Origin of the sequence: Vibrio sp. SCSIO 43132 (assembly GCF_019904195.1) — a bacterium.
In the GTDB taxonomy this organism is placed as follows: domain Bacteria; phylum Pseudomonadota; class Gammaproteobacteria; order Enterobacterales; family Vibrionaceae; genus Vibrio; species Vibrio nigripulchritudo.
The window spans coordinates 3,852,400-3,866,083 of record NZ_CP063199.1; the positions used below are offsets into that span (position 1 = coordinate 3,852,400).

Below are 13,684 nucleotides of genomic sequence, written 5' to 3' on the forward strand. Positions count from 1 at the left end.
ATTACCTTTTTGCTGCCGATGATGCAGAGCTGACAATTTGGCCAAGCTGAGCGAGCTTTTTACTGAATCGAGTACTTTGCGCCATAATAGGTTTGCCTAGCAGTTCTGACTTTTCGAACGCTTTGGCATCAAAAGGAAGCTCAAGGGACAAATCTAAGCCCAGAGACTTACTCAGTTCAGCCTTAGGCACTCGCGCTTTACTTTTTCTGCACAAATTACCCACCAAAATCTGTCTTTGATGTGTCGATTGAACGCGCGCTCTAAGTTTGGCTAAGAAGCGGTAACTATTGAGGCTGTAATCGGTAACATAAATACAGTTATCGGCTTTTTCAATGACGTCTAACATGGCTGGGTTATGGAGGTTGGGTATATCAATAATCACCGTACCATAGTGCTCTGCCAGAGCCTGAATGGTCTCAGTTATCGAGCTATGATTGTCGGAGGGTAACTGGCTATCCTGACCATAAAACAGGTGTAGTGTTTTTGAAAACTGATGGCTGCTGTGAGCAAGCAGAGTTTCGTCAATACGATCTGCATCATTTAGAATATTTTCTAAATTTGGTTCATAGTCAGTGCCAAGTAAAATAGGGTGCTGACTGTGGAAGACATCAAGGTCGACAAGCGCAACATGCTGACTTTGCTTTTCTGCAAGATAGTAGCCTAAGTTGCTGGCAATAGTACTGACACCACATCCACCAGAACTACCAAGAACGCAGATGATTTTGCCCGTACGTAGGGATTTTTTCACCTGATGACCTTGAAGGTGAAGCAAGCTCAGTCTCAATGCATCGGCATCAAGAGGAGTTGTGTGGTAATCATTCACTCCTGCAAACATTAAGTGGCGATAAAGGGTCACTTCTTGCTTTTTCCCCAGAACAATCAACTTCATCTGAGGAGGGCAATGATGTGACAGCTCACTAAGGGCGCTATCTAAGTTTACACAGTCACCGCCATCAACCAACAAAAGGTCAGGGGCACCATGTTTTGTGCACCACTCCTTCGCCTTGTTAATGTCGCCTTTTTGTACCTGAATATTTTGGTTATCAATGTCGGCAGCCAGTTGAGTGATGATTTGTTGACTGTGGTCGTCTAATACAAAAGCAACGACGTTAAACGTACTGTCTGACACGGGTTAATCCTCTCCGGTTACTGACTGCTTTTCCGCAGATTTGATTTGGTTGTTGTAAAGTCTTTGAACAGCACCGGTAGATAGTGCAGTGTTATGCTCTTGGTAGGTATTCCCCTGATGCCATGCCACTTTATTGCTGGCACTGACGTACTGATTGCGCAATTGCTGGCACGCTTGAGGAGTCACAGGAACGGCAGATTTATTGTATCGACACGTATCCGGCACAAAATTCACTTCGATATCTCCCTGCATGGTTTCCTCCACGCCAGGGGTATGCTCCAGCTCGACTTGCATTAAGAGTTTGTTTGAAAGATGGCTTTCAATCTCTTGTTTTGCTGATTGACTAAGCGAGCTGCCTTGCAGAGTAATGTTTATCACTCCCACCTCTTCTCGATGAATAAGGGGCGCGGTTAGCTGATCTAACACGACAGGCAGTGTTTCCCTGTTAGCATTAAATTCAGCCGTGTCGGTGTAACTATGATGCGGAAGTACTTGATTTGGTGCCACACAAGCGACCATTGCAGGCAACAACAAAGCCACTGAACAAAGTTTTAATTGTTTCATCATGATTCCTAATAGTTGTATCCGTAGTTGCCGAACAATCTGCTGTTTTCATCGTGTGTTTCCCCTGTTTTATGCAGGAATACACGCTCAAAACGACTCGCTGGTCTGTAACGATCCAGAGGTGTGGTAAGAAGAGAGGGATCACTTGTGGGTTCAACTAAACGGGCAGTGGCAATAATAACCAACTCACTTTCTGCGTTTTTGAAACTGTTGTTACTAAAAAAAGGTGCCAATACAGGGATTTCGCCAAGGAAAGGCAAAGCTTCCACTTTATGATCTTGATAGGTGCGAACTAAACCGGCTAGCGCAAAGCTTTGTCCATCTGCCAGTTCTATGGTAGTGGTGGCTCGACGGGTTTCGATTCCTGGAACTTCAACACCGGCAATGGAAACGCTGTTTTCACGGCTTAACGTCGATACTTCTGGCGCAACCGTTAAACTGATCTGGTTGTTGCTTTGCACGGTTGGCGTCAGCTCCAAAGAGATACCAAACTTTTTAAACTCAATGCTGACACCGTCGTCGCCATTGTCGACAGGGAAAGGAAATTCTCCTCCAGACATAAAGGTGGCAGCTTCACCAGACTTGGCAGTTAGATTGGGTTCAGCAAGGACATTCACCAGACTGTTTTCGACTAAGGCATCAATGATCACGTTTAGACCATGCTGATCGGGTCCACTAGGCAAGTTGTTAGTAGGAAACTTATTGCCTGGCGTTACCCCAAGAGCGGTTTGCAAACTGTCCCAAGTGCCCCAACGCATGTTACCAACAGAGCTCCATCTAAGACCCAGTTGTTCGCTGGTGGCCCGTTCCATCTCGACAATACGTACGGAGATATTAACCTGAGTGCTTCCTGCGGTTTTTAGTTGATTAACCACTAACGGGTAAGTACCCATACCACCGCCAGGCTTCGCTGCTCCATTTGCCCTAGCATTGCCCCCATCTTGTGAAGAAGGCGCGCCCATGGTTTGCGTATCTTCATCTTGAAGAGATTTTGCATAACCAGAAGCCATGCTGAGAATTTCATGAGCTTGCAGTGGTGTCGATACTTCTCCCATCGCGATAATGGCTCCGCCACTGTAGGCAAAGGAGACGCTAGCATCTGGGAAAGCATGTCGGACATTTTGCTCGAGATCAGAGAGATCAACGCTGATCACGACTTTATAATGACCCAATGTAGAAGCGTTGGCGCCAAGGACAAGTAAGTCCGTCTCTCCTAACTTTTTACCCGCAATCATAATGTGCCGACTGGAGGGAGCATGTACAACAAGCAAGTCAGGATCAGACACAAAGACGTCTTGCACCTCACCGGAAACAGCAATTAAACGATTTTCGTTAACGGAGATTTCTAGCGTGTTAACCTTTGCATAGGTCTGAGCAGAGCAAAGCAGTGTCAGCACACAAATACAGAGTGTTTTGAAAGTGTTCATGAGTTATCTCGCTGTCGGTTTTTCTTGCGTACGGACATCCTGACCGTCAAAAATTCGGATAGACTGCTGTCGCAGCATGCGCGGATTATGGTTATCAGAAATTTCCTCATCCCATAGCGTGACGTTGTCTGATTGAGCTAGGCTAGCGTCTTGATAGGCACTACGAAGTAAAAGAGACAAAGAACCAAGCTTACGAGCCAGCAATAAGCGTTGCGCCTGATCGGCCGTCACTTCAAAAGTGACTGGGATGGTGCGCTCCCCGTTTTGATTGTGTGAGCTTGATGAATCTTTTTTCTCTGGACCACTCAGAATATCGGTCAAAACATTGTCTACCGCTAGCAAGCGAACATTTTCTAAAACTAAGTTATTCGCGTGTTTAGTGAATTCCCCAAACCCTTCATCATCTATGTGTTTTTTGGTCGTGGTTAAGATGATATCGACAAAGTTACCGGCTCGAATTAATCCGTAATTGCTGCCAGCAAAGGTGATATCTAAGGTGACGCCTTTCATACCAGGAGCAAGCATAGAAGAGAGATAATGACTTTGTTCCGGACGGATAATGACAGAGGAGGTTAAAGGTTGACCAGCGACAAGGGATTGAGTGATCAAGCTGCCTTCTAATGATTTGAGCTCAACAAAATCTTTTAAAAACAGATCATTCAATTGATGTTCAGAGTCATCGAACGTTGCCCACTTGAAATCTTGAGAGCGAAGTAAAGAACCGACCTGAATAGGGTATTTGGCAACCAAAATCTTTGGAGCAATCGCTTTAGGTTCTTCTAGTTCGGCCTGTTTTTCTGTTTTCGATACTGGCGTTGCCGCCGTATTTGACCAGACAAACATTAGCGTAACGAGCAGTAAACCTATGCTAATGAGCACAAATAGTAACTTTTTCATGGTGTTTGTTTTTTTAAATGTAGTGAATGGTTGTTATGGCACTGCCAGCAATAGCAACGGCATAAGGCACCGTTTTTATGGGGGAGTGTTTTATCAAACCCAAACCAACTAAATGGTTGTATACGAGGATGGCGATACTTAATCCTCCACCTACCAAAGCGGTTTGCAGTAACAACCACTGCCAATGTTCGATGGAGCCATAGGCGCATATTGCCAGCAACTTACTGTCACCAGCCCCTAGCCAGCGATAGTGGAAAGCAACAATACCCAGGAGCAAAATGATCAAACTAATGGTGGCGTGATAAACGCTAAATGGGACTGCAGTGAACACCACAATCGCCAGTATCAATAACGCCCAGTTCGGGACTGTTCGATTTCTTATGTCAGTCAGTGAAACTATGCATAACAGAGCAAAAGTGGTGGCTTTAAGTAATAAAAGGAAATTACTCTCCACTGGCACCCATGTTCATACCGTCAATAATGGCCTGGAACTTATCTTTTAGAGCGGTGATGAATAGACCGTCAGAACCAAAAATCGCCAAGATCCCCGCAGCTAAACCTGCCGCAAGAATCCCGTATTCAATAGCTGTAGCGCCACTTTCATCTTTAAAGTAGCGTTTTAGAAGGTTGGTGAAACCATTCATTGAAGATATTCCTTATATTGCATTCAGCAGTCAAATGATGATGAGAATTATTATTAATATCATTGAGAAAAGCAATAACAATATTATAATATATTCTAAATATCCATTAACATACAGAATAACAATCTGTAATTATACAGAATACCAGTCATATATAATCACACATGAGACACGCTTGCAGAACGATATCCCGTTTCATTTTGGCTGGAATAGTGTTTTTAAGGAATAAACATGCTCTTTAAACGAATAGTTATTACCAGCTTGCTTGGTTTGGCTACCTTAGGTTGTAGCGAAAGACCAACAGATGGAGTAGCGTCGACCCCCGGAGGAGGAAACAGTGGAACCACTAAGCCTGGAAATCCGGGAACCTCGAACCCCGGAACCCCAGGAACAACGCCCGGTACCCCAGGGGGAGCGATCACCCCTCCACAACCACCTACTCAGTTTCGGGATATTACTATTTCAGGACCTGTACCTCTGGCAACGGATACCGATGTTTTTGAGTTCAAAGTGTGTGCGGGGAACACTTGTGACACATGGCAGAGTGCTGTACCGGAAGGCAGTTATGAATACACCTTTGAAGTCTCACAATGGCCAGACAATCAACCTGTTACTGTAGAGGGCTGGATCGTAAGTCAGTCAACGGCGAGTACGAAAACCAGCAATGCAGGCGCAGCCACCGCTACAACCACGCAAAGTAAGTACTTTAAGACGGAGTTAGACACCTTAGCGAGCATCATTCAAATGGATAGTTCGGGTGATGGCGTGATTGATGAAACCGAGTTAGTGACTCTGTCGTTAGATCCCATTACTCAAGCATTTAATACCGTCGCTAAGCATCTGCTTTCTACCAGTTTAACCCAGTATGCCAATCTGCCCGTTAGGCAAAAAAATGAAGCCGTTAGGCGTTACCTGTCAGAGCAAAGTAGCAGCACCTGGGTGCACTTAACGCAAGATCAAAGAACGGCGATCAATGACCATATGAAGACCACAGGCAGCAGTAGCTGGCGTCCTTCTTATTATGGCAGTTACACCCTAAATCTCACCCCTGAGCAATGGTTACTGATTAAAGGTAATCCCAATACACCAGTAGACGAGCAGGTGATTGAGATAAATACCGCTCAGCTAAAAGTCATTAACCCGTCTAACCATAACAGGGCAATGTTAAATTGGCTGTTTAGATTGACGACTCAGCAACTTGCCAATGCTCGTGGAGAACTGGTTTATACCCAACAGCTAGTGATGGAACTGGCTTCGGTTTATGAGCAGATGGCGGACCAAGGAGAGCGTGATCTGATTCTTGGTTGGAGTCAGGAAAGGAAACTTAAAGAGCACGTCGCCATAGCGAATCCGGGGGACGGCGAACCTACGGTGTTTGATGCACCATTTGATCTTGCTATTAGCGATTCATGGCGTGATAGTCAGTATGATTTGCTTGGGCTCTATGATGTTCTCGACACTGAAACAGGCAAAGGCACCGCCATTACGTGGACATTGAGTCCAACTGATATTGAACGTATTTATGAACAGCATAAGCAGGATGTTGCAGCTGATCCAGACAATAGTCATAGCAAATACTTTACTCTGCCCAATACCACGTGGCCGGGCAGTGGTACCGGATTACAAGCATTGGGCAAAAAAATACTGGTTGCTCTCGCTGGTAGCCCGAAAGAGCCGATCTGGAAACATTATAAAGCGCAAGTTGGCAAAACGGTGCCTACTCACCCTCAGATGAACATTACCGCTGATCAGCAGATGGAAAGACGTCAATTGAGATCTTGGGGTAAGTTAGAGTATGCCAATTACCACCATCCGCTTAAAAATCAGATAATGGGGTTAGCGCCTGAACAGCATCTTCGTATCAGTGGTCGTTTCCCAGTCGAGTTAGAAGAAGCGTCAGTAGAGGTGGTATTGGGTACTCGCCTAAACAAGCCAAAAACCGAAGACACGTATGGCCGTCAACCTGTTGGACGCCATGAGCCGATTGCTCTGATTGATCTTGATGGTCAACGCAGAAAAAGCATTGATTACGCAGGCAAAAATGGCTTCGTTTTTACCATTCCATTGCGCAATGTCGATAATAATTTAGAGAGATGTCAGCCAGGCAAGCCGCCAGTTCCGAACAGAAAGTTTGAGCACAACTACGAGTACACGGAAGATGACATGCATGACACGTTGACCATTCATATCCGCGATAACAAAACTGGCGTCCAGCTAAGGTCGGTATTGGGATCATTCTGTGAATTAGTGAAACGTGATACCAATGGTAATGGCACTTTAGAAATCAGCGAACTGGAACGATTAAGTGTCGGCTATATCTCGAGTGCGCAAGCGGCGTTAATGTTCAAAACCTCGTTATCAAAGCATGGATACGCAGGTTACCTTTACCCGTTTACCCTTGATGAGATCGCTGCTCGATATAATGCTTTCCCCCGTCAGCAAGTTGAATTTTTGGCCGCAATATTTGCCCTGCAAGTGGAAGGCAAGTTGTTTGGCCGAGCGATCGATCTGGTTGAAAGCGCCGACATTTATATGGATGTTCTGGATATTCTTGATATTGACATGTTAGGAAACTACGGCGTGGTATCCAGTAATAACCTGATGCCAGATATGGAGACCTTGCAAGACAGATTTGCGGCTAAGTATGCCATTGGTGAAGTGCTCATTGATAACCTTGATGTCAATGTGTCTCACATTACTCAAAATATGACTCAGCTATTAGCCAACTCAGAGGAAGACAAATACTACTTCGAGTTTTCAAGGCCAGGAAGTTGGGTAACGGTTTACCCGGTTAGCGTGTTGGATCCTACCTGTCAGGTGGTTCTTAATCACGATCAAGTGCTGGGTGTTCGTATTGATGGTAAAGGCAAAAATGAAGATGGCCACTGGGTGACCATCGGGTGGGATAAACAAGCTGGCGCCACTCAATACACATTAGGTTGGGGCAGCAATCAATTTGAAAATGTTGTCGATGCAGAGCATCAAAAACCGACGAATAAGTTAAGGGCAACCATCACAGGACTGACATTTGAGCAGGCTTATCATATCCGTGTTCAGAGTAACATTGGAACGCCAAGTGCTCTATTAACCTATTCCCCTCAACATATCCATATTGCTGACTCACGTGTGACTGCGGGTATTGAGTCTGATGATAGCCACCGTGGTAGAGACAGCGACGGTGCATGTGATCCACTAAGTGGCAAAGCCAGAAATAGCAATAAAGATGGCATGTTGGGTGCTCGCTACGTCAAGTTGGACAATAATGGCGTACCATTGATTCGACAAGACCTGACGTATAAGCAAAGTCCATTTTCTTGTGTCCTTGATGCCCATACTGGGCTGGTTTGGGAAACCAAGCATGGACGTCAAGATGATGAGCCTTACACCATTTTTGATGGTGACAATATGTTTGTTAAAGATGCAACCAATGCTGGCGATGTGTTTGATGGCACCTGTGCGTTACCTGACTTGAACGTTGTTTCTACGGATCCAAAGCAGTGTACGGTTGAAAACCAGATTACCTGGATAAACAGCAAAAAACGTTGTGGATTAAACAACTGGCGTATTCCTACGCTGGAAGAGGGTTACGCCTTGTTCGACTTTGGTCAAAACCGTGCGTCCAACCTAGATACTCGTTATTTCCCTAATTTGTACTTCCCAAGAATGAACATGAGCACATTCCATGGATTTTGGTTGGATGCGCCAAGTATAGACGGTCTAAAACATCGAGCACTGACGGCGTCGTGGCTAGAAGCTGAGTACTTTAATAATTCGGATCATAACCCGCTGGTATTAATCAGTGATGGTTACTATGCAGAGTAAAAGGAACAAACGAGTGAAATATTTAACAGCATGTTTATCTCTGGTGGCTACGTCTGCATGGGCTAACGAAGACTTACGCGTATGTTTAGCCGATACGGAAATGAACCCAGGTAACCGCTTTACTCATGAAGTGATCACCACCGATGCAGGAGATTACAAAGTGGTGAATGACGCGGCGACGGGTCTGCAGTGGAGTTACTGCTTTATCGGGCAAACACTGAGTAGCGATCAAATGAGTTGCGTGGGTGAACCTACTGTTGCCATGGATCTTATTCCCGAACGTCAGCATTACCCGAATGTGAGAGAAAAAACCTTAGAAATTGTTGAAGCAGAAAATCAGCGATTAGGGGAATCTAACCATTTATGGCATTTGCCAAATACGAAAGATCTTCTCACTATTTACAATGAACGATGTGTTCCAGCGACGTATCCCGTGTTTAGCTATAACATTAACCTCACAACGGAAGAGATCATTGCGCTAAGAGATACAGAATTTGAATGGGACTGGCCAGAGAATGAAAGAGCGATCGCGTCTGAAAAAATATTTAGAGGGCGGGCTTATCATTCACTTCGGGTAAGTACAGACTCGAACCTACCGGGCGACTACTTGTTCTTTTATACGGTTCCATTTAATGGTCACAGTTCACCACTGAAAGCCCATATAAACAATTACAGTATGATGCGTTTGGTTAGGAAAAAACCATAACAGTAGTAAAAAAGCCAGTCAGCAATAGCTGACTGGCTTTTTAGATAGAAGCATCTCAACACACCTATGCCCACTGCCCGGCAACAAAACCGCTCGACCATGCCCATTGGAAATTGTAACCACCGAGCCAGCCCGTCACATCCACTACTTCACCGATAAAGTACAAACCTTGGATGTTTTTACACTCCATGGTTTTGGAAGATAGATGATCAGTATTCACTCCGCCCAGGGTGACCTCTGCGGTACGATACCCTTCAGTGCCATTAGGCAGAATTTGCCAGTTTTCCAAGTGCGTCTCGATGGCTTGCAGTTCTTTGTCATTGAACTGCTTGAGGGGTTTATCCACCAGCTCTTTGCGGTCGATAAGGGTCTCAACTAAGCGCTTAGGTAGCACTTTGGAAAGCGTATTCTTTAAACTTTGATTTGGGTGCTTTTCTCGAGAAGCGGTCAGCAGCTCCAATACATCGGCTTCAGGGACTAAGTTAATCGTCACCTTCTGACCAGCTTGCCAGAATGAGGAAATCTGCAACACCGCCGGACCGGACAGGCCGCGGTGTGTGAACAGCAATGCTTCTTTGAACATGGTGCCATCTTCGGCGGTGATTTCAGAAGGCACTGCAACACCTGAAAGTGGTTCAAACGCTTCTTTGTCTTCTTTGTGTAGAGTAAACGGCACCAGACCTGCGGTAGTCGAAATCACATCCAGACCAAATTGCTCTGCGATTTGATAGCCAAACGGCGTGGCACCGAGTTTCGGCATTGATAAGCCACCCGTTGCAATAACCAAGGATTCACAGGTCATTTCATCGGTATCTATGTGGAGTGAAAAACCGCTGTCTGTTTTTTGGATGTTATGGATGTCGGCGCGATAGCGTTGAGTAATGCTCGGTTGGTCGCACTCTTTAAGCAGCACATCAACGATGTCTTTCGCTGAGTCCAGACAGAACAGTTGTCCGTGATCGCGTTCTTCAAAATCGACACCATATTTCGAAACCAGCGAGATGAAATCCCAGTTGGTGTACTGCGACAAGGCGGATTTCACGAAATGGGGGTTCTGACACAAGAAGTTATTTGCCGTCACGTCGTAGTTAGTGAAGTTACAACGACCACCACCCGAGATCAGAATTTTTCGCCCCGGCTTTTTGGCATGATCCACCAACAATACCCGGCGACCACGCTTGCCCGCTTCGGCTGCGCACATTAAGCCTGCCGCACCGGCACCAATGACTATGACATCAAATTCTGAACTCATTACTTCTTCCACAACGACTTGAGCTTTTGGGTTTGCCGCTCTAAATCAAATAAAAAGGATGCGCGAATTATCGCGCATCCTTGCAAATCTGGTGGGTATTTTACCCAGAGTTACGCTGGGTTTCTACCTCGTCTTACTGAGCCTCTGTTTACAACATAATGGCAGCCAGTAAAGTGACACCAAGTAGTGCTGTAGTGAGTACGAACAACTCTCTGACTTTGTTGCATTTACCGGTAAAAATGGGGTCGTGATGATGCAGGTACTCACGGCTTTTTAAATAGTGGAATAACCGAACTTGTTTGGTGACGTTACCGTGGGTTGTGAAAAAACCACCGCCGTCTACTTGCTGATAGAGCAATGGATGTGCCTCGCGCATGATGTGAATGAGGGCACGGAGCGCGGTGAGATACCTCGCCATGTTGACACAGCTGACGAGCATTAGCGTGAATAGAATCGTGTCTCCACTGATCATCTTTTCCTCCCTACATCTTCTTAGACACCAAAAGGAAAAGACAATCAGAATTGACTTTAACTCGCTACTTATTCTGCAGCGGGGGCGTCCATGATAGAAGATGAACCTTCTTTTGCCATGGTAGCCAGGTCTTTGTCGATGAAGAACAGCGCTTTGCCATCTTCGCCAACCAGATCCAGCTTATCTAAAATCCCTTTAAACAGTTTCTCTTCTTCGTGCTGCTCAGCAACGTACCACTGAAGGAAATTAAAGGTTGAGTAGTCTTGACTGGTAAATGCAACGTGAGCCAGCTTGTTGATTTTCTGAGTAATCATCTGCTCATGTTCGTAAGTTTCGCGGAACACTTCGCCAAGGCTCTCAAACTCGTGCTTGGGTGCATCAATTGCACCTAAGATTGGCATTGCTCCAGTTTCACTCACGTAAGTAAAGAGACGTTGCATATGCTCCATTTCTTCTACTGCGTGTGCGCGTAAAAACTCTGCCGCACCTTCGAATCCTTTGTCTTCACACCAAGCACTCATTTGTAAGTATAGATTGGATGAGAAGAATTCGAGGTTTATTTGCTCATTCAGTTGGTCGACCATAGTCTGAGACAGCATGAATTGCTCCTGTTAACTGCTTGTAATTGTTACCACTATAACACGGTATCGGGGAGCCTAGTCGTGCTAATTTTTCACTGAGATGTTTAACAATTAGACTAGAAAACCCGCAACCTGTGTACAAAAATCTACCGTAAATCGATATGAATTGATACGTATAGATTTGATATGGGATCAAGGCTTCAAAACCCTGTTGAATGAAATGCTAGTCTTATTAATAACCTAATGCCAAAAAAATTCCGTAAAGCGGAGGTGCGATATGAGTTATCAACATATTCTCGTGACCGTAGATCTGTCGGACGACAGTAAGGTACTTATTGATAAGGCAGTGAAACTCGCTGAGCCTTTGAACGCTGATGTCTCTTTTATCCATATTGATGTGAATTATGCCGAGCTCTACACCGGGCTGATAGACATCAATCTGGCTGATACGCAGCACCACAATATGGAGGCATCTAAGAAGCAGCTTCAGCTTTTAGCCGATCACGCCAGCTACCCTATCCGGCATACATTAGTAGGAACAGGGGATCTGAGTGGTGAACTTTGCGAAGCCATCAATGAACTGAAAGTGGATTTGGTGATTTGCGGTCACCACCAAGACTTCTGGAGCAAGCTGCTGTCTTCTACGCGCCAGCTCATCAACTGCACACCCGTAGATATGCTGGTGGTGCCGTTGCAAGACGATTAAAGAAAATGGCGAGCCCTGAGCTCGCCATTTTTACATTTCGGATTCGGTTAGAGTCTGTTGACTTAGCGGTTCTGATTGTCTTAGTGGATCTGATCATTTTGCGGCATTTGTGCCTGAATCGCTACGACGCCTTGATTGATTCGGCTGAAACGCTTTTCTAACTTTTTGTGTTTTTTAAGCAGCTTCTTCTGCTTTTTCAGCATTTTGTTCAGCTTCTTCTGATATTTTTTCTGTTTCTTCAGCGCTTTCTTGGTCAGCACCAAAGAAGGCGCAGGGATATCTGATGACTGAATACTTTGCGCTGCAATCTCAGGGCTCTCGGATACCGATGCCAAGGCTTTATCTGCGGCGAGCGATTCCGCCACTAGCCCACAGTTAGACGATTTATGGGTCGCTTTTTTCATGCAAGATGCCGGTGGAATAGCGGCTGGTTTGCATAAGTTCTTTTTGTCGGAAGAAGAGCGGGCGCATGAGCGGCAAAGAAACTTCGGCGCGGCGACGAGGGCATGAATTTCGCCAAGACTGGCATTGATGTCTCGACGGTTAAGTTTACAAAATCGCTCTGCCATTTTACTGCTCCGGCTTCCTGACACCGTTTATCGGTGATTGGAATTAACTATAAGAATCATTCTTAGTTAGATATACCGTCAGGTTTTCATCGAAGCAAGCGATAATTTGCACCGTTTTGTTATGTCATTGATGCCTTTACATAAACATCGAATCGGTTTTTTTTGGTTTCAATTGCCATGGAAGGTTGCGCGTTATCAAGCCATTCTGCGTAATCCGGTCTTTTCACCACGACCCGCTTAGAAGCAAGCGCCAAAGCGGGAGTAAGTAGCCCGTCTGCGTCGTTATCTGCCCCCACCAAGGACTGGAAAACACGCATCTCTTTTTTGACCAGTGCGGACTTCTTTTTGTTTTCGGGGTGCGGATACATAGGATCGAGGTAAACCACATCTGGAGGTGTGAAGCTGTCAGTCTCTGCCAGCTCATTGAGTGCATCCAGGCTCGATGCGTGCAGCAGAGACATGCGCTCTTCAACCCAAACACCAATTTCCGGATCGTGTTTGGCTCGCGCCAATCCATCATCCAGAAGCGCAGCGACCACTGGGTTACGTTCGACCATCTGAACTTTGCATCCTAAAGACGCCAGCACAAAAGCGTCGCGACCCAATCCCGCCGTTCCATCAACAACCGTAGGCGTTGCGCCTTTGTTCAGCCCTGCTGCTTTGGCAATAGCCTGCCCTTTCCCTCCCCCAAACTTTCGGCGATGCCCCACAGCGCCGCCTACAAGGTCGACAAATATGGCTCCAAGTTTGGGTTCGTCCAATTTACGCAGCTCTAATCGTTCCTCTGTTAACACCAACGCGAACTCGCTGCTCTCAGAATGAGTGAGATTCCACTGCTTTGCTATGGTGTCGAGTTCTGATTGTCTATGAGGGGCTTCGCAGATTAAGTTGAGCTGCACGAGGGACTCCAAGGGG

14 protein-coding genes are annotated in these 13,684 nt (G+C 45.8%); 3 read left to right on the forward strand and 11 right to left on the reverse strand.

Going from position 1 to position 13,684, the window contains the following annotated elements; translation table 11 throughout:
• Position 1 precedes the first annotated feature (1 nt).
• The 6 genes from INR79_RS17465 to INR79_RS17490 are packed head-to-tail and all read right to left on the reverse strand — an operon-like array spanning position 2 to position 4,661.
• A complete protein-coding gene (locus INR79_RS17465; protein ID WP_223095312.1) occupies positions 2 to 1,129 on the reverse strand; it encodes a CpaE family protein in 1,128 nt (375 codons plus the stop codon).
• A 3-nt stretch (positions 1,130 to 1,132) separates the two neighbouring features.
• Complete coding sequence (locus tag INR79_RS17470) at positions 1,133 to 1,696, reverse strand: pilus assembly protein FlpD (RefSeq protein WP_223095314.1); 564 nt, start codon at positions 1,694 to 1,696, stop codon at positions 1,133 to 1,135.
• A 5-nt stretch (positions 1,697 to 1,701) separates the two neighbouring features.
• A complete protein-coding gene (locus INR79_RS17475; protein ID WP_223095316.1) occupies positions 1,702 to 3,120 on the reverse strand; it encodes a type II and III secretion system protein family protein in 1,419 nt (472 codons plus the stop codon).
• Between the two features lie 3 nt (positions 3,121 to 3,123).
• Positions 3,124 to 4,017: a Flp pilus assembly protein CpaB gene (gene cpaB / locus INR79_RS17480; protein ID WP_223095318.1), complete on the reverse strand. Its 894-nt coding sequence runs from the start codon at positions 4,015 to 4,017 to the stop codon at positions 3,124 to 3,126.
• A gap of 13 nt (positions 4,018 to 4,030) precedes the next feature.
• A complete protein-coding gene (locus tag INR79_RS17485; RefSeq protein WP_316606955.1) occupies positions 4,031 to 4,477 on the reverse strand; it encodes a prepilin peptidase in 447 nt (148 codons plus the stop codon).
• Positions 4,461 to 4,661 carry a Flp family type IVb pilin gene (locus INR79_RS17490; protein ID WP_022551875.1) on the reverse strand — a complete coding sequence of 67 codons (201 nt, stop codon included), beginning with the start codon at positions 4,659 to 4,661 and terminating at the stop codon, positions 4,461 to 4,463. Before INR79_RS17490 ends, INR79_RS17485 begins: the two co-directional genes overlap by 17 nt.
• A 231-nt stretch (positions 4,662 to 4,892) precedes the next feature.
• On the opposite strand from INR79_RS17490, the gene INR79_RS17495 reads away from it, so the two are divergent.
• Both INR79_RS17495 and INR79_RS17500 read left to right on the forward strand, forming a co-directional pair.
• A complete protein-coding gene (locus INR79_RS17495) occupies positions 4,893 to 8,483 on the forward strand; it encodes a DUF1566 domain-containing protein (protein ID WP_223095323.1) in 3,591 nt (1,196 codons plus the stop codon).
• Between the two features lie 13 nt (positions 8,484 to 8,496).
• On the forward strand, positions 8,497 to 9,189 hold the full coding sequence (locus INR79_RS17500; protein ID WP_223095325.1) for a hypothetical protein: 693 nt from the start codon (positions 8,497 to 8,499) through the stop codon (positions 9,187 to 9,189).
• Positions 9,190 to 9,253: 64 nt separating this feature from the next.
• On the opposite strand, the gene INR79_RS17505 is transcribed toward INR79_RS17500, so the two are convergent.
• The 3 genes from INR79_RS17505 to ftnA form a co-directional block, all read right to left on the reverse strand.
• A complete protein-coding gene (locus INR79_RS17505) occupies positions 9,254 to 10,441 on the reverse strand; it encodes an NAD(P)/FAD-dependent oxidoreductase (protein ID WP_223095327.1) in 1,188 nt (395 codons plus the stop codon).
• A gap of 148 nt (positions 10,442 to 10,589) precedes the next feature.
• Positions 10,590 to 10,913: a universal stress protein UspB gene (gene uspB / locus INR79_RS17510; protein ID WP_004404915.1), complete on the reverse strand. Its 324-nt coding sequence runs from the start codon at positions 10,911 to 10,913 to the stop codon at positions 10,590 to 10,592.
• Between the two features lie 68 nt (positions 10,914 to 10,981).
• The gene (gene ftnA, locus INR79_RS17515) at positions 10,982 to 11,512 is read right to left on the reverse strand and encodes a non-heme ferritin (RefSeq protein WP_004404911.1); all 531 of its coding nucleotides are present in this window, start codon (positions 11,510 to 11,512) and stop codon (positions 10,982 to 10,984) included.
• 259 nt (positions 11,513 to 11,771) lie between these two features.
• Between ftnA and INR79_RS17520 the strand changes: the two genes are divergently transcribed.
• Positions 11,772 to 12,200, forward strand: coding sequence for a universal stress protein (locus INR79_RS17520; protein WP_004404910.1), 429 nt, complete (start codon positions 11,772 to 11,774; stop codon positions 12,198 to 12,200).
• 80 nt (positions 12,201 to 12,280) lie between these two features.
• On the opposite strand, the gene INR79_RS17525 is transcribed toward INR79_RS17520, so the two are convergent.
• Together INR79_RS17525 and INR79_RS17530 are read right to left on the reverse strand one after the other, a co-directional pair.
• The gene (locus INR79_RS17525; RefSeq protein WP_223095329.1) at positions 12,281 to 12,769 is read right to left on the reverse strand and encodes a hypothetical protein; all 489 of its coding nucleotides are present in this window, start codon (positions 12,767 to 12,769) and stop codon (positions 12,281 to 12,283) included.
• A gap of 119 nt (positions 12,770 to 12,888) precedes the next feature.
• A complete protein-coding gene (locus INR79_RS17530; RefSeq protein ID WP_223095331.1) occupies positions 12,889 to 13,668 on the reverse strand; it encodes a class I SAM-dependent methyltransferase in 780 nt (259 codons plus the stop codon).
• Between the last annotated feature and the right edge of the window lie 16 nt (positions 13,669 to 13,684).